Raw genomic sequence first — 25241 nt, 5'->3', positions numbered from 1 at the left:
CTACACCAAAATTAATGCAGGGTTTTCGACAAACTGCTTCAATGCCGATAAGAATTGAGCACCCAACGCACCATCAATGACACGATGATCACAAGACAATGTTGCAGTCACCATTTCACGAACAACAATCTCATCATTTTCGATGACAGCACGTTTCTCTGCTGCACCTAAGGCCAGAATTGCACCTTGAGGTGGGTTAATAATGGCATCAAACTGTTGAATACCCAGCATTCCCAAATTGGAAATACTGAAACTGCCACCTTGAAACTCATCAGGTGCTAGTTTTCCAGTTTTGGCACGTGTCGCCAGATCGCGCATATCATTGGAAATTTGCGCCAAAGATTTAAGGTTCGCTGATTTAATAATTGGCGTGATCAGTCCATTTTCGATGGCCACAGCAACCGAAATATCAGCCTGTTCAAACTGTAAAATCTGCTGATTTTCTTCATCAAACTGAACATTGACCTGTGGAACTTTGATCAGTGCGGCAGCAGCAGCTTTAATCAGCATATCGTTAATGGACAGCTTGACTTGCGGTACGGTACTGTTAATTTGCTGACGCAAAGCCTGAACCGACTCAACATTTAAGTCTATCGTTAAGCGAAAATGTGGTGCATTGCGTTTCGCAGCCTGTAAGCGCGAAGCAATTGCTTTACGCATACCATTCATAGCTACAGTAGTGAATTTTGCGGACTCTGCTGGATGCGCATGATCAGCATGTTGAGCTTGTACAGGGTTTTCACGTTGATATACAGCTTCAACATCTTCCTTACAGACTCGTCCACGTGAACCCGATGCACGACAATCATGCAAATTAATGCCCCATTGTCTTGCCAAACGGCGGGCAACAGGTGTCGCTAGAACATCACTATCATCTGCTTTAGATTTCGCGGCTTTGGTACTGGCTTGATGACGCACATCTGGCCAAGAACCACCAGCAGCTTGAACTGCGGTCTGAATATCTTGAACACTAATACGACCTTCACGTCCAGAACCCGTAATCTGAGACAAGTTTACATTATGCTTTTCAGCCAATTTCAAGGCATGTGGCGTTGCAAAAATATCATCGCTTTGTTGGTAGCCTTGTAACGCAGCAGGAATAGAATATCCGCCCTGAGTCACCGCTTTTGATCCATTACCAACACTGTTCTGTTTAGGAGCAGCTTGCACTTTGGTTTCAACTTGAGCTACAGATACTTTTTCAGGAACCGCTGCTACCGCTTTATTTTCTGTTACAGCAGGTGTTCCACCTAAGGACTGTGCAAATGCTTCAACTTCTGTATCTGAAACTTGAGCGTCTGCACAAATTGCAATAACTCCACCTACAACCAGAGTGTCACCATCTTTAGCAATAATTTTGCGTAGCAAGCCATCAAAAGGTGCTTCAAGAACATTGACGATTTTTGTGGTTTCAATTTCACAAATTTCCTGTCCTTTACTAAATTGCGTACCTTCCTCAATCAGCCATTGGGCAATCGTACCCTCTTCCATGGACAAACCCCATTTTGGGATTTCTAAAGTTTTAATTTCGCTCATCCTAAGCCTCCAACGTCTTACGTACAGCCTGTTCGATGCGTTCTACACTGGGTAGCCATTCTTTTTCTAATACTGGTGAAAATGGTACGGGTGAATGTGGTGGAGTGACTAACTCGATTGGTGCTTTAAGATAATGAAAGCCTTTCTGTGCAATGAGTGCAGCCACATCATGTCCGAAACCGCAACGCGCCGCAGATTCATCTACAATCACTACGCGACCTGTTGACGCCACTGATTCTAAAATGCCATCTTCGTCTAATGGAGAAATGGTTCGAGGGTCAACCACTTCAACCGAAATGCCTTCTTTTGCGAGCTTATCCGCAACTTCATTGGCACGATGCACCATCAAGCTTAAGGCAATAATGGTAATATCAGTGCCTTCACGGGTGTAATTTGCGACACCAAAAGGAATAGTGTAGGCTTCATCTGGCACTTCGCCCTTAATGTCATACAACAATTTGTGCTCACAAAATACTACTGGGTCATCATCTCGAATGGCTTGAATCAACAACCCTTTCACATCATAGGCACTTGAAGGCACCACCACTTTTAAACCAGGCACTGAGGCAAACACGTTATATGGCGACTGAGAATGCTGCGCTGCTGCGGAAAAACCTGCACCGATCATGCCTCGTACAACGAGTGGCGCTTTGGCTTTGCCACCAAACATATAGCGGAATTTAGCCGCTTGGTTATACAGCATGTCATAACACACGCCGTAAAAATCCATGAACATTAAATCTGCCACAGGTCTTAAACCCGTTGCAGCAGCACCTGCCGCCATACCAATAATCGCCGATTCTGTAATCGGGGTGTCAATGACTCGCTCAGAACCAAATTCAGTCCATAAGCCTTTGGTTACACCAAGTACACCGCCAAAACCTTCCAGTTTATTGTCATCGGTATTTTTGCCACCATGCCCACCACGAACATCTTCACCGACCACAATGACACTCGGATCTCGGCGCATTTCTAATTCAATTGCTTCTTTAATCGCGTTTCGATAACTTTTATTTGGCATTTTTCTACTATTCCTTTAGTAAGAGACGTAAACATCAGTAAGTAACTGAGAGACTTCTGGGTACTTAGCTGCGCGTGCTTTTGCAACGGCATCGTCTACATTGGCTTTAGACTGGGCATCAATCGCATCCAGTTTGGCTTCGTCAATTTTATCCTTGACTTTTTCACGGAATATTTTCAATGGGTCTTTATGTTCTTTGACATAATCCAGTTCTTCTTTGGAACGAATAAGCCCCGGATCACCTTCAAAATGTCCATAAAAACGGTTGGTTACCGTTTCAATCACACTCGGACCTTCACCACAGCGGGCACGTTCAATGGCTTTTTGTGCAACTTCATACACAGCAAAAAAGTCTGTTCCATCTACTTTTTCAGCAGGTAAGCCAAAACCTGCCGCTCGACCTGCAATGTCTTTACTGCCTACGGCATAGTCATGTGCAGTACCTTCACCAAAACCGTTATTTTCAAAAACAAAAATGACAGGGAGCTTTAACACGACAGCCATATTAATGGCTTCAAAAGTTAAGCCCTGATTTGACCCGCCATCACCGGTAAATGATAGACCAATCCCACCATTTTTCAGTGTTTTAGCACTTAAAGCTGCCCCAATAGCCAAAGGTGGACCACCACCCACAATACCGTTTGCACCGAGCATGCCTTTATCTAAGTCCGCAATGTGCATTGAGCCGCCTTTACCACGACACAAACCATCATCTTTGCCAAAAATTTCTAACATCATGGCGTGAATGTCACAGCCCTTAGCAATACAATGTCCATGACCACGATGCGTTGATGTAATGAAGTCCTTGTCTGTTAAATTTTCACAGATCCCTACGGCAATAGCTTCCTCACCGCTATATAAATGGATGAAACCGGGAATATCACCTGTATTATTTTCATCGTGAAGTCGATCCTCAAATTCACGAATGTCGCGCATTCTTTTGTATGCTGCTAGCAATTGCTCTTCCGTTAATTGCATATCTTTGTTCCTTATTAACTACGCTTAAAAGAAAATCCAAAAATTAATGGTTGGATTTTTAAACCGTATATTTATATAAATATATTTTTATTTAATTTCATATTAGACTAAAAAAATATAATGCATTAAGAGATGGGAAAAATATTAAAAACAAAAGGTTATGAACTTAAAAATTTTTTAAAATTTTACAATGGTTCAATCACATATGAAAACAAACCTTTAACCAACCTTTATTTTATATGATAAGTTTTTTGCACTGTTTTAATATTATTAAAGCACCTAAAAGAGCTTATTTAATATCGGGATCTATATTAATTATTTTAAACGATGGAGTGTTTGTAATGGATTTAAATAACACAGTATTAACTGGAAAAAAGCTACGTGGCGCTGAAAAAATGGCGCGTATTCCAATTAAAGTTGTTCCAACAGAAACGACACCGAAAAAGCCAGAATGGATTCGGACTAAAATTAGTCAACCTGAGGAAGTTCAAATCATTAAGGATTTATTACGACAACAGAAACTACATACGGTTTGTGAAGAAGCGGCCTGCCCTAATTTGCCACAATGCTTTAGCGGAGGGACTGCAACGTTTATGATCATGGGAGATATTTGTACTCGCCGCTGTCCATTCTGTGATGTCGCACATGGTCGTCCTAATATCCTAGATCCTAATGAGCCAAAGCATCTGGCTGAAACAGTCAAGAATCTAAACTTAAAGTATGTCGTGATTACTTCTGTTGATCGAGACGACTTAAAAGATGGTGGCGCACAGCATTTTGCAGATTGCATTCGAGAAATTCGTCAAACCAGTCCAGAAACTCTGATAGAAATTTTGGTTCCTGATTTTCGTGGTCGTGCAGATATTGCCCTGAAGATTCTGAGCCAAAACCCACCCGATGTTTTTAATCATAATATTGAAACCGTTCCACGTCTGTATAAAGCCATGCGACCAGGCGCTGACTATAAGCACTCATTGGATTTACTCAAAAAATTTAAACACTACTGTTCTGAAATTCCAACGAAATGTGGTTTGATGGTAGGTTTAGGAGAAGTCGAGGCTGAGGTTATTGTGTTATTAAATGATTTGAAAGATTATCAAGTGGACTATGTCACAATCGGTCAATACTTACAGCCATCTAAATCTCATGCGCCAATTCATCGTTTTGTTACGTTGCAAGAGTTTAAGCATTATCAAACACATGGAGAGCGCTTAGCGTTTAAAAATATTTGGAGTGCGCCATTAGTACGATCAAGTTATTTTGCAGACCGTCAGTATCATGGTGAAGCTGTGCCTAGCCCTTACATGAGCGAATGAATTTTCATCCTATTTACGTTTATTAACATTTCAGATGGAAATAGCCATTTTCAGCTCATAAGAACACTTTTAAAGTAACTCAAGGACTGGTAAAGCCAAAAGATATGATTTAACCAAGCAAAGATAAAAGCATTTAAAATTGAAGCAAGAAGAAATGACGTAAATGACTATAAATTTGGAAACTCATTTCTAAAATTTAAAAATATTACAGTCTGATCATAAAGGAATATGATATGAACCTGTTCAATACCGCATCTGCAAAAAATCTGCAAACAACCCATTTAATTAATCAACATACTGTTCATGCCGCTCCTGTTTTAGCCTTACCTCCAGAAGATAAAACGTCTTTATTTCGCCGCTCTATCCAACATAATTATGCCGACTTACTCAAAATAGCTGATGATTCAGATATGGCGATTGGTCTCACAGATCATCAAGGTACTCTCTTATGGACATGGAGTAGTTCTGTAATGCTTTCTTCTGCCGAACAGGTTCATTTTATTGAGGGTGGGCATTGGTCTACACAGGCTGTTGGGACCAATGCGATAGGTATGACTTTAAACAGCCAAATATCAAGTTGTGTCTATTCTCATGAAAACCAAATGGACAGTGTTCGAGATTGGGTTTGTTATGCCGCGCCGATCTGGGATCCGACATCAGGGCAATTTCATGGCATTATTAACCTTTCCACAAAATATAAAAAACATACTCCTTTGGGGCTGCTTGCAGTTGAACGCTGTGCGGATTTAATACAACGAGCCATAAAGTTTGAACAGCAGAATTTTTTATACATTAAGGCGCTAGGCTCGCCTTGGGTTCAATTTAATGGGCATACCTTGAACTTGAGTCACCGTCAAATTGAAATACTTTGCATTTTAGCTTTGCACCCCCATGGCATTGGTTTAGAAGAGTTACACTATGCCCTTTATGGTGAGCGTAGTGTCAGCTTAAAAACCCTAAAGGCTGAGCTTTCACAACTTCGTAGCCTATTACCTCATTCAATTGAGTCTCGGATTTATAGGCTTAGCTGTGAAGTCCAATGTGATTTTTTAAGTGCTGAACAATCATTAAATGCAAATCTTATTTCCAGTACATTCTCGCTATATAAAGGTAGCTTTCTCTCTAAATCAGAAAGCCCTTTACTCAGCACTTGGAGACATTGTTTTGATGCCCGTTTAAGCCAGTTGATCTATCAAATAAAGGATATCGATCAATTATTAAGAATTATTGGGCAAACACATGACCGAATTGATGCGGTACAGCGTTTATTAGAGTTATTACCACAGGACAGTATCCACCGTAATTATTTTTCAAATCTGATTTAGATTTGATCTGTTGCTTCAACTCTAAAGTTTTATTGTGAAGCAGATTGAAAAGGAAGTATGATTTTCATACTTCCTTTAATAAAATTTAAAATTGAGAACTAAATACAGTGAAGTCTAGTAATTCACTTACCCAGCTTTGACACCTAGTTTGTCGCTGCAAGGTGTATCTATGCCATTACTACAGCTTTGCCGTTGTCAACGGCATTCTAAAATTGCCCCCCCCTTTTACCTTACAAATGGCAAAGTAAAATTGACCCCCTTGATTTCGTATTAAGTTTCAACCTGAGGTTGAATCCCTATTCTTTTTTATCTTCAAACGATAACTCTCACCCGATATTTGTACCACATGACAGTGATGCAATAACCGATCTAACATCGCAGCGGTCAACGTGACATCATCTGCAAAGGATTTGGACCATTGGCTAAAGGGTAAGTTACTCGTCAATATCGTACTGGCTTTTTCATAACCCTTGGCAATCACGTTAAAGAATAGATTCGCTTCTTCACGTCCAAAGGGTAAATAACCAATTTCATCGATAATCAGTAATTTCGGGGCGAGTATCACGCGTTGCATATAAGTTTTCAATTTACCTTGCTGATAGGCTGTACTGAGTTGCAGCATGAGATCGGCGGCGGTAATAAACTTGGTTTTGACATTGTTCATGATGGCCTTATAGCCTAATGCCATGGATAAATGCGTTTTCCCTACACCGCTAGCACCAAGAAACACCACATTTTCTGCTCTCGGGATAAAGCTCAGGTTGAACAACTCGACCACCTGTGATTTGGGAGCACCCAGTCCATAATTAAAATCGTAACCTTCCAGGGTTTTGACTTGAGGCAGGCCTGAGAGTTTCATCAGTACCTGCTGACTGCGCTGTTGCCTGGCAGCATATTCATGCATCAGCATGGCTTCAACAAAGTCGGCATAACTTCCATCCTGACCTAATGTTTGTTGCGCATGATGAGACCATTGTGACGCAATTGTATGCAGACTGAGCTTCTGGCAAAGCTGCTCTATACGGTCGTATTGCAGATTCATCAGGAAACTCCTAGCAACTGCTCATATACCGATAACGGATGCGGCAAACTCTCGTAGGGCATTACATGCTGTGCCGCTGCAACAGGTATAGTGCCAGAACCCGTATCTGATTGCGGTAATGGCGTAAATCTTTGCTGCTCCTGTTGCAGCCACCAGCCAATGTGGGCATTGGCAACATCAACATCTAACAGTAAACCCGAAGTCTTCAGGCTTGCTTTCAATGGCACAATAAAGCTTGATTTGAGGTATCCATTAAAGCGTTCAACTTTGCCTTTGGTCTGTGCACGATAGGACTTACATACGCGAGGACGAAAGCTGTACTTCTTGGCGCAGTCGAGCAGTTTGGGATTCCATTTTTGCTGCCCCTCCTGATAGGCATCCCGTTCAATCATGATCGTTTTAGCGTTATCAAACAGGATTTCCTGAGGGCAGAGTAAAACTTGAAGTGCGACATAAACCACCTAATTAATTTAAAAGGTTTATGGAGTATATAAAATTGTCATACCATCATCTTAACTTTGAAGATCGTACTGCATTAATGCTTGAGTCAAGAAAAGAAGGCTTTTCAGCCAGAAAATTTGCTGAACTCATTAAAAGACATCCTAGTACGATCTATCGTGAGCTTAAAAGAAATAGCATCAATGACGTTTATCAAACTCGATATGCTTCTGATAACACCTTTGCTAGACGTAGACGTGGTCACAGAAAACTCAAAATCGATTCAATCCTCTGGAAATTTATTGTTGAAGCGATCCGTTGTTTATGGTTCTCCTCAGCAAATAGCAAAGCGTTTAAAGACATTTCCTGATTTGGATCAAACAATGAATGTAAGCCATACAACGATTTATTCAACGATACGAGCATTACCAAAGGGTGAGTTGAAAAAAGACTTATTATCCTGTCTGCGTCATGAAAATAAAAAGCGAAAAGCTAACGGTGAATCTAAAAAAGATTTTATATTACAGGATATTAAAACTATTCATAAGCGCCCAGCCTAAGTTCAAGAAAGAAAAATACCGGGTCATTGGGAAGCCGATTTAATTAAAGGTAAAGACAATAAAAGTTCGATAGCAACACCTACTGAACGAAATACACGGCTCTGTATCTTGGCAACATTACCTGATGCAAAGGCAGAATCAGTGCGCAAGGCTTTAGCTGAAGCTCTGAAATATTTACCTGCAGAACTGCGTAAAACGTTGACCTATGACTGTGGACATGAGATGTCAGAACATAAAATACTCGAAGAAGATTTAGACATAGATGTATATTTCTGTGACCCACATTCCCCCTGGCAAAAAGGCACATGCGAAAATATGAATGGTTTAATTAGGCAATATTTACCTAAAGGGATTGATTTAAACCAGGCAGATCAGCATTATTTAAATCAAGTTGCCATGTCACTGAATATTCGTCCTAGAAAAGCGTTAGATTGGCTTACACCATTAGAGAAATTTGCTCAGCTTGTTGATTATCATAAGACTTTTCAAACTGTCGCACCTCATGTTTGAATTCGCCCTAATATAAAAGCTTATTTTCAATAAAAAACACATCATAATACCCCCTTGCCTTTTAACCACAAAAATATTGAAGTTATTATTTAGAAGCAATTAATAGAAAAATAAACAAATCTTTTTTAAACAAGCTACTAATAAAAATATCTCCATCGAAAATAAAGTATAAAAATTCAAAAACCATTTAATAAAGTATCAATAGAGTTAAAATACATATAGCTTACTTTTAATTTTAAAGAGGAATACAAGAAATAATTTCTTGTATTCCTGTTATAAGATTGGGAGAACCAAGTTGATAATTTCACCCATTTCTTTGGATCTATTAATTTAAGTTTCGACTTTACTTATTTGAGCTTAGCCATTTGGTCGAGTCACAATCGGGAAAATTGAATCTGGACGTTTAAACATTGCAAAGAATTTTCCAATTTTCAGTGGATTACCTTTGACTTTACTGTCTTTAGAAAGCAGGACTTTTACCCCTTCTATTTGACCTGTAATCATTTTTAGATATAAGGGCTTGGTTAAGGTTAATGTAGGGCAATCCAATGCCAAATCTTTACTTTCATCATAACGCTTAAACTGCATGACTGAGTTTTCAACCCATAATGAAAAATGCTCTTTGGTATCCGACAAAACCAGATTGATACACTGGTTTTCATTTTTTAAATTTTCCACATCTAAATTTGTCGCCATAGCTTCAAGAAATCTTTCAGTTGGTGTATGAATCAATAAATCACTCGGATCAGAAGTATTTTGTAGGGGTACATTATTTTGTAGCTCTTGAGCGCCCACCAAAAAGAAATTACGCCAAGTTGAAGCCTCAGCAGCATAGCCCAATTGACGATAAGTATTCGCCAATAAGTCTTTTGCTTGTTGGTTTTGAGGGTTATTCAACACAATATGTTTTAAAATCTCGGCAGCCCATCTATAGTCAGCTTGAGCGTAGGCATCCCGCGCATTTTTCAATGCATTGTTCTCCCCACCTGCTAACTCAATATATTTTTTTGCAACAGCTTTAGGGGGTAATGGATCTAAATTGGAAGGATGGGCATCGAACCATCCCATATAATATTGGTATACTGCTTTTACATTATGTTTTAGGGTTCCATAATAGCCATGAGCATATAGTTTTTGATCAAGTGCCGCTGGAAGCTTAATTTTTTCGGCAATTTCAGCGCCATTAAAACCAGAGTTCATATATCTCACCGTCTGATCATGCGTGAACTTATAAACATCTCGCTGGGTTTTAATAAAATCTTGAATATTGTCATTGCCCCAGACAGGCCAATGATGCTGTGCAATCAATACATCGGATGCTTTGGCATGCTGCATTGCTTGGTCTAGATAGCCCACCCATTTTAAGGCATCACGGACTTTAGCACCCCGAAGGGTATAAAGATTATGCATGGTATGAGATAGAATTTCTGCGCCGTTATAAAGTTTCAATGATGGGATAGAGAACGTTAATTCTGCTGGTGCTTCTGAACCCGGCACGTTATAAAACACAAAATCCAAGCCATCAACCGTCATTTTCTGTTCTGGTTGAGTGATCAGTTGTGTAGGCTCAAGGATGCCCATTTTTCCCACAGCAACAGCCTTACCTAAACCTGTATCCACCAATCCTTCCGCATTTTTAGGTAGAAAAGTTCCATACATATAAGTCGCACGACGTATCATGGCTGAACCTGCCATCACATTTTCACTGGTCGCTTCTTCCATAAAGCCTTTTGGCGCAATAATTGGAGTTTTTCTAGCGTTAATTTCTTCGCTAGAAAGAACGCCTAATGCACCACCAAAATGATCGATATGGCTATGGGTAAAGATAATGGCTGAAATTTTTTGCTCACCTAAATGCTGTCTAGCAAATTTAAGTGCTGCTTCAGCCGTTTCTTTAGAGGTTAATGTATCCACAATAATCCAGCCAGTATCACCCTGAATGATGGTCATATTTGCCAAATCAAAACCACGAATTTGCCAAACTCGATCTGTTACTTTAAATAGCCCAACATTGTTGTTTAATTTTGCTTGTCGCCATAGAGTGGGATTAACGGTATTTGGTGCTTGATCTTGTAAAAAACTAAATGCATCAAAATCCCAGATAACATTGCCTTTCTCACTTTTAATTTGACCTGTTGGCTTGGCAATAAAGCCCTTTTGAGCCTGATTAAACTCAGTCATATCCTCTAAGTTATACTTCGCCTTATATGTATTATTTGATTCAATGACCGCTTTTTCTACTACAGTATTTGCTGCAAAAACAGAAAATGGCAGAATAAGCATCAATGAAACTGTTAAAAACTTAATTTTCATCTTCTTTCCTTTTTTTAAATAGAGGTGGTCCCACATGTTTGAACAACTAAAAGCTTATTTATAAGTGATACTCTGCTCTAGTTAAGCTACCTTATTTTGTTGTGGTAGCTGGTCATAGTAAAACTCATCTGGAGTCATTTTGTCCAGACTCGAATGAGGTCGTTTCAAATTATAAAATTCAAAATATGCGTTTAATTGCTTCTTCGCATCCAAAACATTGCTGTAGGCTTTGAGATACACCTCTTCATATTTAACGCTCCGCCATAATCGTTCAACCATCACATTATCAACCCATCGACCTTTACCATCCATGCTGATTTGGATGTCATTTGATTTCAATACATGGCAGAGTAAAACTTGAAGTGCGACATAAACCACCTAATTAATTTAAAGGGTTTATGGAGTATATAAAATTGTCATACCATCATCTTAACTTTGAAGATCGTACTGCATTAATGCTTGAGTCAAGAAAAGAAGGCTTTTCAGCCAGAAAATTTGCTGAACTCATTAAAAGACATCCTAGTACGATCTATCGTGAGCTTAAAAGAAATAGCATCAATGACGTTTATCAAGCTCGATATGCTTCTGATAACACCTTCGCTAGACGTAGACGTGGTCACAGAAAACTCAAAATCGATTCAATCCTCTGGAAATTTATTGTTGAAGCGATCCGTTGTTTATGGTCTCCTCAGCAAATAGCAAAGCGTTTAAAGACATTTCCTGATTTGGATCAAACAATGAATGTAAGCCATACAACGATTTATTCAACGATACGAGCATTACCAAAGGGTGAGTTGAAAAAAGACTTATTATCCTGTCTGCGTCATGAAAATAAAAAGCGAAAAGCTAACGGTGAACCTAAAAAAGATTCTATATTACAGGATATTAAAACTATTCATGAGCGCCCAGCCGAAGTTCAAGAAAGAAAAATACCGGGTCATTGGGAAGCTGATTTAATTAAAGGTAAAGACAATAAAAGTTCGATAGCAACACCTACTGAACGAAATACACGGCTCTGTATCTTGGCAACATTACCTGATGCAAAGGCAGAATCAGTGCGCAAGGCTTTAGCTGAAGCTCTGAAATATTTACCTGCAGAACTGCGTAAAACGTTGACCTATGACTGTGGACATGAGATGTCAGAACATAAAATACTCGAAGAAGATTTAGACATAGATGTATATTTCTGTGACCCACATTCCCCCTGGCAAAAAGGCACATGCGAAAATATGAATGGTTTAATTAGGCAATATTTACCTAAAGGGATTGATTTAAACCAGGCAGATCAGCATTATTTAAATCAAGTTGCCATGTCACTGAATATTCGTCCTAGAAAAGCGTTAGATTGGCTTACACCATTAGAGAAATTTGCTCAGCTTATTGATTATCATAAGACTTTTGAAACTGTCGCACCTCATGTTTGAATTCGCCCCAATATGTAGTTTACGCCATTGGCGACGATATTCAGGTCCATGTTTCTTGCGTTTCCATTCGCCCTCACCTAGAAACTTCATCCCTGTAGAGTCCATGAGTAGATGCAGCCCATCGCTACTTTTTTGGTAACTGATTGCAATATCAATATGCTTTTGTCTTCTACAAAGCGTGGTGTAATCTGGTGGTGTCCAATTTAATCCGCAAAGTTTAATCAGACTTTGCACAAAGCCAGTAACCATACGTAAAGACAGACAAATAAAGATTTAATCATTAAGCAGCATTGGATGGCTGCGTCGGAGTAGATTTGATTTCGCCCTTGTTTGCCTTTTGATGGAGCATATCATTGCGTAGCAGGATCAAACCAAATGGCAATATTTCCTCGACTCATGAGTGCTCGGTTATATGCGGGCCAATTGGTTGTGCGGTAGATTTTGTGTGTAGGCTTCTTCATTTGAAAATTATATCGCTGAAAAAAACGTTACAGATAGGGTTGTGCAACAAAGCCCTTAGTTGAAAAAAAACTTTTAGATTTCATGCACACACACCACCTAAAACAAAAAAATATCTGATTGATTTTACAGGATTTTAATTTAAGTCTTTATTCTACTCACTCGCAATATCAACGTTTAGTATCACGACTCACTAACTCATTAACTAAATATGGAGCAGTACGGCTATCTTGATTTTCTGTTATTTGTTTTGGTGTTCCTGCCACAACAATATTCCCACCAGCATTTCCAGCACCTGGTCCCACATCAATCACCCAATCTGCTTGTGCAACGGCACGCATATCATGCTCAATCATAACCACGGTATTACCCGCATCGACTAATCGCTGCAATTGAACTAACAATCGATCTACATCTGATGGATGCAAACCTGTAGTTGGCTCATCAAGTATATACAGTGTATTTCCACGCTGATTGCGTTGCAGCTCGGTCGCCAATTTAATACGTTGCGCTTCTCCACCAGATAGTTCAGTCGCTGGTTGCCCTAAACGTAAATAACCAAGGCCAATTTCCTTTAATAATTGTAGTGAACGAGCAATCGAGACCTCTCCATCAAAAAAATCACGTGCTTCATTGACGGTCATTCCTAATACTTCAGCAATATTACGTCCATTCCAGCGAATTTTCAGAGTGTCATCATTATATCGAGCACCATGACATGTCGGACAAGGGGCATATACACTTGGCATAAACAATAATTCTACACTGACAAAGCCTTCACCTTCACAAGTTTCACATCGCCCTTTAGCCACATTAAACGAAAAACGTCCAGCATCATAATGAGCTTGGCGAGCTTCAGGAGTCCCAGCAAATAACTTTCTAACATGATCAAATAAACCCGTATAAGTTGCCAGATTAGAACGTGGAGTACGGCCAATTGGTTTTTGATCAACCTGTACCAGACGCTGTATAGCCTCCACATCACCAGCCAGAGAACCCTGTGTAACCTCGGTAACCAACATTCCTTCATTTAAAGGATTATTTTCATTATTGTTTTCAGTTTCAGATTCATTGCCTAAATATGAAAGTACTAACTCGGGTAAAGCTTGAGAAACGAGACTAGATTTACCTGAACCTGAAATACCTGTAACTGCTGTAAGTACACCAAGAGGTATACGAGCATCAACATTATGCAGGTTATGTCGGTAAATATTGTTAAGTTCAAGCCAACCAGAGGGTGTACGTCCATAACTTTGAGTAACTGGGATTTTATTAAATAAATAACTTGCAGTACGTGAAGCTGAAATCTCACTTAAACCCTGAGGTACTCCACTATATAAAATATTACCACCTTGCTCTCCTGCATCTGGTCCAACATCCACTAACCATTGAGCACGACGCATGAGCTCTAAATCATGCTCTACAACAAATACGGAGTTTCCAGCGTCTCTTAATTTATCGAGAGAATCATATAATGACTGACTATCTGAAGGATGTAATCCAGCAGACGGTTCATCCAGTACATAAACTACACCAAATAGCATAGAACTTAATTGTGTTGCTAAACGCAAACGTTGTAACTCTCCCGCTGAAAGAGTCGGTGTGGCTCTATCTAATGTTAGATAACCAAGACCTAACTGGCGTAATTGATTTAAACGCCCCACCACACCATTTGCTAAACGCTGGGCAGCAATTTTCTTTTCATCTGAAAGTGCTGACGTACGTCTTACATCTGGAGATACAGAATGCACAGCTCTACCTGTTGTTGCTCGTTCAGATCTATCAAGTTGGGTTACTTTATTATTAGTCTTTTCTCCAGCATCATGAGCGTCGAAATTGCCAAGAACAATGGGCTCAAGCAGGCAAGTTAACTTATCCAAAGAAAGTTGCATAAACTCACCAATATCTACTCCAGCAAAGGTAATAGATAAGGCTTCTGGTTTAAGGCGTTTACCATGACAGGAAGGGCATATTTTTCCTTCCATAAAACGTGAAACACGTTTTTTCATCAACGTACTTTGGGTATTAGCAAAAGTATGAAGGACATAGCGACGAGCACCAGTGAAAGTGCCCATATAGCTGGGTTCTAGTTTACGTTTAAGTGCAGATTGAGTCTCAGCGGGGCTTAAACCAGCATAGACAGGAACTGTTGGGGTTTCTTCAGTAAATAAAATCCAGTCTCTATCCGATTGCGGTAAATCTTTCCATGGTCGATCAACATCATACCCTAGGGTTACTAGGATATCGCGTAAGTTTTGCCCGTGCCAAGCAGGTGGCCATGATGCGATAGCTCTCTCACGAATACTGAGTGTTGGGTCAGGAACCATTGTCGATTCTGTAACTTCATAAATGTGACCTAAACCATGACAGGTAGGACAAGCACCTTGAGGAGTGTTCGGTGAAAAGTCCTCGGCATATAACATTGGCTGATCGGCAGGATATGCACCAGCACGCGAATAAATCATTCGCACGAGACTTGATAAAGTTGTTACACTTCCAACAGAAGAACGGGTATTACTTGCACCACGTTGTTGTTGCAATGCTACTGCTGGTGGTAGACCATCAATAGCATCAACATCTGGTACTCCGGCCTGATCTATTAAGCGTCTTGCATAAGGTGCAACAGATTCGAAATATCTTCTTTGTGCTTCAGCAAAAATAGTTCCAAAAGCAAGTGATGATTTTCCTGAACCCGATACACCTGAGAAAACAACAAGTGCATTTCTTGGGATAGAAACATCTACATCCTTAAGGTTATGCTCACGTGCACCTCGAACTTCAATACAATTATTAGATAAAGTAATGTTATTGTGTTCACCAAAAGAATGTATTTTCATGTTTCTACGAGCCTGTAAATTATTTTGTGTAAGTCCCATTTTTTATAAATGATCTTTTAATCGATTATCGAACTGAATCGTAAAACAATTCATTGCTAAACTAATACATTTAAATATGGCTGTCATTTGGTTTAAATCTTCAGGAGTTTTTAAACCTTTAGCTAATTCAGCTGTCATACTTTTGATTGTAGCTTCATCCATGTGAAGTACCTCTTTTTATTATCCTCAGTAGGATAAATGAAAATTAAGTACTTACACAAAATTTAGAACAGTCCCACAACTCATTTTGTTGAACTATATCTGTACAACAACTCTACCTCGAATTTTTCCATCTAAAATTTCATTTGAAATATTTAAAGCATCTGTTAACTGAATTTCAGTCGTTACTGTTTCTAATTTTATTTGATCTAATTCTGTAGCCAAACGTTCCCATGCTTCTTTTCTTAATTCGATTGGTGCCATCACGCTATCAATTCCATATAAGGTAATCCCTCTTAGAATAAATGGAGCAACTGTTGCTGGAAAATCCATTCCGCCTGCCAAACCACACGCAGCAACTGCACCACGATATTTTGTACTAGCACATGCATTGGCTAAAGTATGGCTTCCAACAGTATCAATCACGCCAGCCCAAACTTCTTTGTTTAATGGCTTTCCTGGGGAAGATAATTCAATACGATCAATAATTTCACTCGCACCTAGATAGGTTAAATATTCTGACTCTTGAGGTCGACCAGTTGAAGCTGTAATCTCATAACCAAGATAATTCAAAATAATAATGGCAATACTACCTACTCCACCATTTGCACCTGTCACTAAAATTTTTCCATCACTTGGTTTAATACCATGCTTTTGTAAAGCCATGACACACAACATTGCGGTATAACCTGCTGTACCAATAACCATCGTATCTTTAAAAGAAAAAGCAGAAGGTTTTTGTATGAGCCAATCACCAGAAACAGTGACTTGCTCGGCTAGCCCTCCAAAATACTTTTCACCCACTCCCCAACCATTTAGTAGAACTTCATCTCTTTCTTTCCATGCTGGATGTTTTGATTCAATCACAACACCCGAAAAATCGATGCCTGGGGTCAAAGGAAAACTACGCACCACTGGTGAACGCCCAGTAATGGCTAAAGCATCTTTATAATTGAGTGTTGAATATTTGACTTCGACTCTAACCTCTCCTTCTTGTAAAGGCTTTGATGCAATCTCAGTAATTTGTGATGTGTAACCTGCTTCATCTTTAGTAATTACAATACCTTTGTACATAGAACTTCCTCTCTATTTAATTAGACTGCTTGTCTAGAATTAATTAAAAAAATAAATACAGACGTCTGCATTTATTTTTTTAATTAACTTTTTACGTGATTTTGTTGTTTTACAGCTAAAGTAAACAAGCGATAAAATGCATCTAAGGGACTTGTTGATTTGACCAAACGTGCTCTTAGAACTGCACCTTCCCACCCAATCCAAAACTGATAAGCAGCTTCATCGCAATCAGCTAGGCTATATTGTGAATTTGACTGATGTAGGCAATCAGAAACTAATTTCTCCCATACCTTAAAGATACTTTCGATTCGGGCAATGATTTCTTGTGGCAAATACGACACTTCTTGTCCTAAGTTACCTAAAATACAACCTCGTTTAAAATCATATTTTTGCATTTTTTCACCCGCATCTTTTACAAAATTTTGCAGCTTTTCTAGTGGGGAAAGATCAGTTTGACTTAAAAACTTATTCAATCGCTTCACAAAATAAAGCTCATAAGCATCTAAGACTTCTAAAATAAAAGCCTCTTTATTTACAAAATAATGGTAGAAAGACCCTTTAGGAACTTGGACTGATTTCATGAGATCGTCCAAGCTCATAGCATTCATTCCACGTTCGGTCAGTAACTCGATACCTCGGCGGATTAAAACTTCTTTAGTGTCTGCATAGTTACAACCGTGTTTGGTTGGTCGACCACGTGGTCTTTTGGGTAAAGAAGAATAATTCATATAATGAAAATAGACTATGTGACTAGAAATATCAACAATAAGATTATTTGATTGAAAATTTTATCTAAACGGCATCTATTTCTTTGCTGGGAGAACTTAGCCTTTTATATAAATGTACTTAAAAATTCTACGAGTTCATGAACTCATTTTTAATAAATTCCTATTACTTTTATTCAAAATATTGAAATTAATAAATATATTGTAAAAATAATTTATAAACTAGATTTTAGGTAAACATAAGACAATTAGCATATCCAAGACTGTAGCCTACGCAACCTCAGTTGGTGCTACAGCTCGACATTGTGAATCTCAGTAAAATTATATTCACAATGCCGAGTACGCTAATGAACATAATATACGTTATGCCGAAATCTACGCACGCAACATATCAATGTGATGATCTAGCTTTATAAAAAATTGTTTAAGCTGATCTATTTCTTTATCGTTGTCTAATTCTGAATTTTGCAGTTGCTCTAGCACGGTCTCCAGTAGATCGCGCATGTACTCATAGTCGGCTCTGGTGAGTGTGCCCTTGTTTCTGTCATAGTTGACCGTTTTGTATATGTGCCTACTCATGAGTATCAAAATGGTTTTGATATTCAGTATTTAAAATCAAATGATTACAAAGTGGACAATGTGTGTAGGTTTGAAGAATTTTATAAATCACTGGTGTATCTAAGATTCCATGAGAACAATACGTTTCATAAATATCCTCTAATTCTTGCAATGTGAATTCCATTGTTGTCTCCAGTAGCAATCTTTACCGGCATCTTATTTATGCCTATATGCTCAATTTTATACTTAACAGACTGCGCTAGTTAAGGATAAAATTCGAGCTAAATTTAAATTACTTGAATTTGTCATGCTTGAGAATCTACTTAATAAAAACAGATACGTATCAAACACTAACTTACTTTATAAAATTGCCAAGGATGCATTACTTGAAAAGCACGTCATTAAGCGTGGAAATCAAATATTAGTCTATGAAATCAGTAGCTTACAAAGAAAAGGCAGATTCATTAAAAGCCTAGAAATCAATAAGTTACCTATAACCCTAAAATCAAAGCAATCAATCAAATATGCGAAAGTTCCTGATCGCTCAGAGATTATCAGAGACTTTAATATAAACAAGAAACGCTACAAATAAACCAAAGGCTAAACCTTGAGCGAAACCCAATTGATAGAAAGAATCTGCAACCTTTAGAGCCTCATCAATATATTCTTGTTTCACAGTGAATTAGCCCCTGAAATATCTCTTGGTGTTGGTGTACCCAATGGGATTTGCTCAGATTTAACAACAGCATCTTGGGCTTTTGCATAGCGTTCAGCATCTAAACGAGCAATGTTTTCTAGGTATGACTTTTTATAGTTTTCATCTGATGTTGCGGATGTCGGCTGTACTTGAGCTTTTTCTTCTGCAAAGTAATTAAATGGACGATCACCATCATTAATGAGACGTCTGCAATCAGCCTGAGAGACTTTTAAACGTGTTCCCTGCTGTGTATATGCAATGTACTCACCATTAAATTTAGCACAACCTGAAAATACAGGTTTTGAAGTAACTTCATAAGTAATAGATTTCTGAATATATTCATTGTTGAAAGGTTCATTTGGATTATATGAGACGATAATTTGTCCTTTATCTCCGGTAGACATTGAACCTTGATTTTTAGACAAATCATTATAAAAATTCTTACATTGAGGCAAATCAACATTAACCGCTTGTCTACAATCAACAGTTGCTACTGGAGAGCTTTCAGAATGACCGTAAGCACTTGCCATAATCGCTTTATCATCAACTTTTGTTTGTTCTTTAATTTTTCCTGCATCCATAGCATTTGAAACAATGCCACCCATACCACTAATTTTAAATAAAAATACAGCCAAACCAATCATACAAATAATTGAAATAATTGCGACGATGAACTTATTCTGTAATTTAAAGCTAATTGATGTATGAGCCGAAGCTGATTTATAAGCATCTTGATACTTTTTCTTATATTTAAAGATTTTAGTATCATGAACATTATCAGGATTTTTTGAAGCAGCCCACGGATCACCAAGCCATCTATCGAATGTATAGACATTTGCAAAATTTGGATTGTTTGCAGGACGTTTAACCAAATACATTTTAGAGATCAATGCACGTATAGATTTTTCTAGGCGTCTAGGGTCTTGTGTCATTAAATAAATATCAATATTTCTATGTCCATGAATTGACAACTCTTTGATCATTGGATTTTGAGACATATATTTATTCTGATCTAAAAATTCATCTCTAAAATGAACCTCGTCATAAAAAATAATAGAATTATCTTCAACATCACGCCAGTCAGGTGGAGCGACTTTAATTTTGCCATCTGATCTTAAAGCGTGCTCGTCAATATCAGAATAAATCGGACGAATTAGGTCACCGTCAGCAAGCTCACGGCCTTGATCAATTTTTTGTTTTATAAAATCATTTTTTTCAATAAATTCAAATGCTAAAGCAACAGCTTTTTGGGATTTACCGGAACGAGGTTGACCAACGATTAAATAGATCATGATGATTTCCCTAATGAAACATTTTTAGCTTTTAATGTAATCTTGACAACAACAGAGGAAATAATGATCGATAGACCATAATCAACGCCTGCTAATCCCAAAATTCCTGCCACATCACCAAGACCGCTAGATGATGATTGTAAATAACTGATATATTGCTGAAATAAATTTAGTGATACAGCAGAAGAAACTAAACTTACGCCTAAACTTGACATGACGGTGCGGCCACCCTTAGAAAGGGCAATATCTGAAACTTTTACAAGTAAACTTTGCAAACTCATATCAATCCCCTGTTTCCGCACGTCTACCAGTGTTAGTAACAATAAAAGCAGCGGCTAAAAAAGACATTAAAATAACGGCAGGTCTAAATTGTTGGGCAACAATACAAAGGGCTTTGTTGCACAAAGATTTGAAATGCAAAGCGCCCCTAATTGAGCCAAATTTAAGGCGTAACTTGGGTAAGTGGTCGACCTAATTCCGTAAATCTGTTAAGGACTGCTACACGTGCATGGATCTCATTCACTTGGCTATCAAAACTCCTTGCACTGAGTTTATCTCCTAATAATTTGATGCAATGCATCTTAGTTTCAACCAAACTTCGCCGATGATAGCCTGACCATTTTTTCCATAGTGTCCTGCCTAAACGTTTAATTGTTCGAAGTAATTCATTTCGCTCTAGCGAGCTACTCTTTGTATCTTTCCATTGTTTCGCATTTTTTCTAGGTGGAATCACCGCATGCCCTTGCCGATCTGCAATGACCTGACGGCATTGCTTGGTGTCATAAGCTCCATCGGTATAAACAGAGTCAATCTGCTCATCTTGTGGAATCTGATTAAGTAAATCACCAAGCACCTGTGAATCACTGACATTATTGGTTGTGAGCTGAATAGCGCGTATTTGTAGGGTTTTGGCATCTATACCAATATGTAGTTTACGCCATTGGCGACGATATTCAGCTCCATGTTTCTTGCGTTTCCATTCGCCCTCACCTAGAAACTTCATGCCTGTAGAGTCTACGAGTAGATGCAGCCCATCGCTACGTTTTTGGTAGCTGATTGCAATATCAATATGCTTTTGTCTTCTACAAAGCGTACTGTAATCTGGTGCGGTCCAATTTAATCCGCAAAGTTTAATCAGACTTTGCACAAAGCCAGTGACCATACGTAAAGACAGACGGAATAAGGATTTAATCATTAAGCAGCATTGGATGGCTGCGTCGGAGTAGGTTTGATTTCGCCCTTGTTTGCCTTTTGATGGCGCATACCATTGCGTAGCAGGATCAAACCAAATGGCAATATTTCCGCGACTCATAAGTGCTCGGTTATATGCGGGCCAATTGGTTGTGCGGTAGATTTTGTGTGTAGGCTTCTTCATTTGAAAATTATATCGCTGAAAAACCCTTTACAGATAGGTTTGTGCAACAAAGCCATTTGTAACTAATGTGAACCCAAATGATCCGATGTTCCGTAGCTCTAATTGGGCACTTTCCAGAAAAACAGCCTATATGACAGGGTACTTAAAATTTGATAGTGGGTGGTCTTTTTATGAATATTCTTTGTCTGATAAAAAGTTTAAAGAGACAATAGCTCATGAGACTGGTCATGCAATTGTAGAAACTTATGCAGGCTTTAATGAATCAGTTACGCATCATGGATCATCAGGTTATGATCAGAATCCTAAAGTTGGAACCATATATCCAAAAACAGGTGAAATCGACCTAATGAAATACGCAAAGGGTAATCTACTTACCATATCTGGTTGGGACACGCGCATGGTTGCGAACGAAAAAGATACTATGGGATTGTTATTTATTTCAGGAATTTCTAAAAAATGAAAAAATATATAATATTCTTTTTTCTTATAATTTCGTTCTCACTTGCTTCAGGCTGTACTAGAAAGATATTATATTTGACCCCAGAAGTAACTGGTTATCTTTATGACAGTAAAACTAAAGAACCTCTACACAATGTAAATGGGTATATTAGTTTCTATTTACCAGATGAGAAATCAACAACAATAAAAATAAGTAATGATGGTGGTTTTACTATTAAGCCACTAACAAAAGAATATTTTTTTATTGAACCAAGTCTGGATGATTACACTAACCTTCCGCCATTAGTTTATATTAGTTTTAAAAATTATCACAATAAAACAATAGATTACTCAGAACATTTCAATAAGCAAGTTCCAGAAGAAAAAGCTAATTTTGAGCATTATAAAAAAATTGATTTGGGTAAAATTTATTTAGATCGAGAATAATTTTTTTTATTCAGTCACATAGCCCAATCTTAAAAAGCCCTTCTTAGTAGGGGCTTTTTTATTTCACTTACTCTCTGCCTTAATGCCATCTCAACAGCACAATGGCAAAGTTAGAAATATGCGTCTGAGTCTAAACTAACGCAAGCCTTCTTTTAGGAATAAGATTTTTAGATTTACATGTTAAAAGCGAGTAAAGAAATAATCCAAAAGATACCTCGCCAACGAAACATACTGCTTAACCAAGTACCTAAAGACCCTCCAAGACATAAGGCAATAGGCTGTTCTACTCCAACTATGGCTAGCGCTCGACCCTGTAAGTTGGCAGATATCATGCTTCGAGCATATCCTGCGAGCACTCCCCAAGTAATTCCCGCCGACATCCCCGCAATGAAACGAGCAACCAGCACAACAATATAGCTGGAAGATAACGCAGTTGGTATTGAAGATTAATAAGCCACTTATTGCCAGTAAAAATAAAGGTCTTCTTGACCAACTGCGAGTAGTTTAGCTGCAACGACAGGAATAAAAGAATATTCCTGCAGCCCATATTTTCAGTATCATTAAGCTCTTAGACAATTTTAATGAGTAAACGGCGTATTAGTTCTCTAACAGTTCCATCTTCAGATAGTATGGCCATATTGCTAGCAGTAATCTCATAATAAAGTTTTAAAGCAAATTCATATAATCCGTATTTACGTCCAAAAGCATTATAAAGGCTGCCACGTCCTAGGCCAGTGCCCTCTACTAAGTCTTGAATACTTGTTCCAGCGTAGCCTCTTTGCCAAAAAACTTTCATAGCAGCTTCTGCTATATCATTTTTTTCAAACTCTTTTAGTCTCATCTGAAATTCTTTCTGGAATGATCATTCACTCGGATGGCTTTATAATTTTACTAACAATATGTTCATGCGTAGGCACAAGTCCTGCTTTTAAGCCAAGTGGTTTAAACACCTTATCTAACACGACCTGAGTCAGTTGACCTTTGTCCTGTTCAATGTCGGTTAAAGTACGCCGACTGATTCCAACCATTGCTGCATATTTTTCTTGAGATAGCCCCAATACATTTTTGCGCAAGTGGTTCAGCAGTTGCCCCAAGGTAATTTTACCGAATAAATATTGCGTATATAAATCAATGAGCAATTGCTGACGGTCAAGTGGCTGATTTTCCTTTTTCATAATAGCTCCCATCGACTCAATTTGGCTTCAATAAAGTCATATCCTAGACCTGGCATATCTATAATCGTTTGGGGAACACCTCTATTGATTAATTGCTGTTTGAGACCAATAAGTTTGCTCGCCAATGTTTTCAATGTACTTAAAGATATTTGTGGTTCACACCAATGTGCAAGATTTTGGCTAATACTTTCCCAGCGGTATTCCCCTCCTTCTTCATACGGACTTCCCCATGTTGTTGATCTCGTCACAACTTCTGGATCGGCTTTCATTGGGGCAAAGTCGTAAATTGGAGCAAGAAGTATTCGTCCTGATTTTTTTAAGAATGACGTATTACGGCCGTGATTATCTGAGTTACCAAAAATGATATTCAGCAAATCCCTTTGTAACCACTCACAAACGAATTGCGAAGAATCAAAGTTTTTATCTACCGATTCTAATAAGGTACAAAGCGCGTCTATGACCTCAAAATGATTCAAATGGCTCCCTGATGTTTTATTCAATACGGAATATACTGACTCAAGCCCGAATCTATGCCATTGTTGATTACGCCACTCTGTGTCAAATCTCGGCAGCCATAACGAAGGGTATTTCTGACCCTCAATCAGCTTCATCTGAGAAGTTTCAATTGTTGTAAATCCAAGTTCATTCAGGACATGATAAAAATGATATTCTGCTCTCAATATGTCACAATCTATTGCACTACGCTTATTTCGAGGGAATTTAACTAGATAATGCTGATCTGGTTCATCAAAAGAATTTTGATAAGTATCAATCCAAACTTGCTGATCCTTTGACACGCGAATTAGTAGTTTTGGAGCCTCACCTCCTGCACCAGTTGCACCGCCACTAATTGCACCCATTTGTTGTGCGTATTCGAGAAAATCAATATTTCGTTCTGTAACATCACCAGTAGTGAACTTGCGTAAGTGTAATGTTGATTCTGGATTGATTGGTGGAACTGATTCCTTAACTCTTAGATTCCCTACAGGAGCAATTGTGCCCTTTTCTAATAAAGTAAAATCTTGTTCTGCTGGCGAAAGTTTTTGCAGACCTAGATATTGCACTAAATAACGTCGAGCAGCACCAGATGGAACAATATCATCTAAAAAACTAAACCAGACTTTCGATTCATGTTGAATAAGAATCTGAACAGGAAGTGCTAAGCTACAGGCATGTTCATCTCTCTTATCTAGATAAGAAATGGCATATTCTAATTCGTAGGATAACTCACTCGCACTTGCAGAACCTTTATGTGGCTCTAATATCTTGAGTTCTGCTATATCTAGCCATTCTGTATCGAGAAGAGCTTGGATCGTTAATTTTTCCATAGATATGAATGAGCAAATATTTTCTCAAAAATATCATAAAATAAAAAAAATGAGAATATATTTGCGCATTTTTACGGTAATTTAAATTTAATGAGCAAATATTTGCTCGATCAATAGCTGCAGCTTCTTCCAATACTACAAATATAGAGCTCGTCCACATCAGACAGTACACAAA

Annotated in this window: 22 protein-coding genes and 5 pseudogenes; 7 read left to right on the top strand and 20 right to left on the bottom strand. The window is 38.4% G+C overall.

Translation table 11 applies throughout. The features are described from left to right. The 3 genes from AC4MC0_RS08500 to AC4MC0_RS08490 are packed head-to-tail and all read right to left on the bottom strand — an operon-like array spanning position 1 to position 3535. Positions 1–1536, bottom strand: coding sequence for a dihydrolipoamide acetyltransferase family protein (locus AC4MC0_RS08500; protein WP_336000496.1), 1536 nt, complete (start codon positions 1534–1536; stop codon positions 1–3). Position 1537: 1 nt separating this feature from the next. Next, complete coding sequence (locus AC4MC0_RS08495; RefSeq protein ID WP_004979604.1) at positions 1538–2557, bottom strand: alpha-ketoacid dehydrogenase subunit beta; 1020 nt, start codon at positions 2555–2557, stop codon at positions 1538–1540. Positions 2558–2572: 15 nt separating this feature from the next. Then, a complete protein-coding gene (locus AC4MC0_RS08490; RefSeq protein WP_004979607.1) occupies positions 2573–3535 on the bottom strand; it encodes a thiamine pyrophosphate-dependent dehydrogenase E1 component subunit alpha in 963 nt (320 codons plus the stop codon). Between the two features lie 341 nt (positions 3536–3876). On the opposite strand from AC4MC0_RS08490, the gene lipA reads away from it, so the two are divergent. Beyond that, positions 3877–4851 (top strand): lipoyl synthase, encoded by a 975-nt coding sequence (gene lipA, locus AC4MC0_RS08485; protein ID WP_004979608.1) that lies wholly within the window; start codon positions 3877–3879, stop codon positions 4849–4851. A gap of 233 nt (positions 4852–5084) precedes the next feature. Further along, on the top strand, positions 5085–6176 hold the full coding sequence (locus AC4MC0_RS08480) for a transcriptional regulator (protein WP_336000501.1): 1092 nt from the start codon (positions 5085–5087) through the stop codon (positions 6174–6176). Positions 6177–6453: 277 nt separating this feature from the next. On the opposite strand, the gene istB is transcribed toward AC4MC0_RS08480, so the two are convergent. Further along, the gene (gene istB, locus AC4MC0_RS08475) at positions 6454–7218 is read right to left on the bottom strand and encodes an IS21-like element helper ATPase IstB (protein WP_201706492.1); all 765 of its coding nucleotides are present in this window, start codon (positions 7216–7218) and stop codon (positions 6454–6456) included. Further along, positions 7218–7646, bottom strand: a pseudogene (locus tag AC4MC0_RS08470) (IS21 family transposase); the annotation flags it as partial. The gene istB and the pseudogene AC4MC0_RS08470, both read right to left, overlap by 1 nt. A 53-nt stretch (positions 7647–7699) precedes the next feature. Here AC4MC0_RS08470 and AC4MC0_RS08465 point away from each other — a divergent pair. Next, positions 7700–8726: pseudogene (locus tag AC4MC0_RS08465) on the top strand (IS30 family transposase). Between the two features lie 357 nt (positions 8727–9083). Here the strand turns inward: AC4MC0_RS08465 and AC4MC0_RS08460 are convergent. Then, positions 9084–11039: an alkyl/aryl-sulfatase gene (locus AC4MC0_RS08460; protein ID WP_000693745.1), complete on the bottom strand. Its 1956-nt coding sequence runs from the start codon at positions 11037–11039 to the stop codon at positions 9084–9086. An 81-nt stretch (positions 11040–11120) separates the two neighbouring features. Further along, positions 11121–11381: pseudogene (locus AC4MC0_RS08455) on the bottom strand (integrase core domain-containing protein); the annotation flags it as partial. A 56-nt stretch (positions 11382–11437) separates the two neighbouring features. On the opposite strand from AC4MC0_RS08455, the gene AC4MC0_RS08450 reads away from it, so the two are divergent. Continuing rightward, positions 11438–12463: an IS30 family transposase gene (locus AC4MC0_RS08450; RefSeq protein ID WP_491887487.1), complete on the top strand. Its 1026-nt coding sequence runs from the start codon at positions 11438–11440 to the stop codon at positions 12461–12463. Here the strand turns inward: AC4MC0_RS08450 and AC4MC0_RS08445 are convergent. The 5 genes and pseudogenes from AC4MC0_RS08445 to acuR all read right to left on the bottom strand — a co-directional run. Further along, a pseudogene (locus AC4MC0_RS08445) lies at positions 12461–12924 on the bottom strand (IS5 family transposase); the annotation flags it as partial. The gene AC4MC0_RS08450 and the pseudogene AC4MC0_RS08445 overlap by 3 nt on opposite strands. A gap of 168 nt (positions 12925–13092) precedes the next feature. Next, entirely contained in the window at positions 13093–15759 is a 2667-nt protein-coding gene (locus AC4MC0_RS08440) for an excinuclease ABC subunit UvrA (RefSeq protein ID WP_336000538.1), read from the bottom strand. Between the two features lie 42 nt (positions 15760–15801). Beyond that, entirely contained in the window at positions 15802–15960 is a 159-nt protein-coding gene (locus tag AC4MC0_RS08435) for a hypothetical protein (protein WP_336000566.1), read from the bottom strand. 93 nt (positions 15961–16053) lie between these two features. Further along, entirely contained in the window at positions 16054–17031 is a 978-nt protein-coding gene (gene acuI / locus AC4MC0_RS08430) for an acrylyl-CoA reductase (NADPH) (RefSeq protein ID WP_336000540.1), read from the bottom strand. 83 nt (positions 17032–17114) lie between these two features. Continuing rightward, a complete protein-coding gene (acuR, locus tag AC4MC0_RS08425; protein WP_078389310.1) occupies positions 17115–17759 on the bottom strand; it encodes an acrylate utilization transcriptional regulator AcuR in 645 nt (214 codons plus the stop codon). An 862-nt stretch (positions 17760–18621) separates the two neighbouring features. Between acuR and AC4MC0_RS08420 the strand changes: the two genes are divergently transcribed. Further along, the gene (locus tag AC4MC0_RS08420) at positions 18622–18906 is read left to right on the top strand and encodes a hypothetical protein (RefSeq protein ID WP_491887486.1); all 285 of its coding nucleotides are present in this window, start codon (positions 18622–18624) and stop codon (positions 18904–18906) included. Between the two features lie 80 nt (positions 18907–18986). On the opposite strand, the gene AC4MC0_RS08415 is transcribed toward AC4MC0_RS08420, so the two are convergent. From AC4MC0_RS08415 to AC4MC0_RS08400, 4 genes are read right to left on the bottom strand one after another with little or no spacing between them, the layout of a single operon-like run. After that, positions 18987–20303 (bottom strand): zonular occludens toxin domain-containing protein, encoded by a 1317-nt coding sequence (locus tag AC4MC0_RS08415; protein ID WP_336000544.1) that lies wholly within the window; start codon positions 20301–20303, stop codon positions 18987–18989. Next, positions 20300–20584 (bottom strand): DUF2523 family protein, encoded by a 285-nt coding sequence (locus AC4MC0_RS08410; protein WP_336000547.1) that lies wholly within the window; start codon positions 20582–20584, stop codon positions 20300–20302. Before AC4MC0_RS08410 ends, AC4MC0_RS08415 begins: the two co-directional genes overlap by 4 nt. Position 20585: 1 nt before the next feature. After that, the gene (locus AC4MC0_RS08405) at positions 20586–20708 is read right to left on the bottom strand and encodes a virulence factor TspB C-terminal domain-related protein (RefSeq protein WP_491887512.1); all 123 of its coding nucleotides are present in this window, start codon (positions 20706–20708) and stop codon (positions 20586–20588) included. A gap of 37 nt (positions 20709–20745) precedes the next feature. Further along, on the bottom strand, positions 20746–21678 hold the full coding sequence (locus AC4MC0_RS08400; protein ID WP_336000549.1) for an IS5-like element IS17 family transposase: 933 nt from the start codon (positions 21676–21678) through the stop codon (positions 20746–20748). Between the two features lie 85 nt (positions 21679–21763). Between AC4MC0_RS08400 and AC4MC0_RS08395 the strand changes: the two genes are divergently transcribed. Both AC4MC0_RS08395 and AC4MC0_RS08390 read left to right on the top strand, forming a co-directional pair. Further along, entirely contained in the window at positions 21764–22138 is a 375-nt protein-coding gene (locus AC4MC0_RS08395) for a hypothetical protein (RefSeq protein WP_336000551.1), read from the top strand. Beyond that, positions 22135–22563, top strand: coding sequence for a hypothetical protein (locus AC4MC0_RS08390; protein ID WP_279683107.1), 429 nt, complete (start codon positions 22135–22137; stop codon positions 22561–22563). The genes AC4MC0_RS08395 and AC4MC0_RS08390 overlap by 4 nt, the downstream gene beginning before the upstream one ends. 185 nt (positions 22564–22748) lie before the next feature. Here AC4MC0_RS08390 and AC4MC0_RS08385 read toward each other — a convergent pair. The 4 genes and pseudogenes from AC4MC0_RS08385 to AC4MC0_RS08370 all read right to left on the bottom strand — a co-directional run. Then, positions 22749–23064, bottom strand: a pseudogene (locus AC4MC0_RS08385) (MFS transporter); the annotation flags it as partial. A 67-nt stretch (positions 23065–23131) separates the two neighbouring features. Continuing rightward, positions 23132–23404, bottom strand: a complete 273-nt coding sequence (locus AC4MC0_RS08380) for a TetR/AcrR family transcriptional regulator (protein WP_336000555.1) — start codon at positions 23402–23404, stop codon at positions 23132–23134. Positions 23405–23429: 25 nt separating this feature from the next. Then, complete coding sequence (locus tag AC4MC0_RS08375; protein ID WP_418655279.1) at positions 23430–23750, bottom strand: helix-turn-helix domain-containing protein; 321 nt, start codon at positions 23748–23750, stop codon at positions 23430–23432. Further along, on the bottom strand, positions 23735–25066 hold the full coding sequence (locus AC4MC0_RS08370; RefSeq protein ID WP_234304944.1) for a type II toxin-antitoxin system HipA family toxin: 1332 nt from the start codon (positions 25064–25066) through the stop codon (positions 23735–23737). Before AC4MC0_RS08370 ends, AC4MC0_RS08375 begins: the two co-directional genes overlap by 16 nt. Positions 25067–25241: the final 175 nt, after the last annotated feature.

It is taken from the genome of Acinetobacter sp. CAU_H_S139_7 (assembly GCF_058599305.1).
This window is presented reverse-complemented; position numbering and strand designations above follow the sequence as displayed.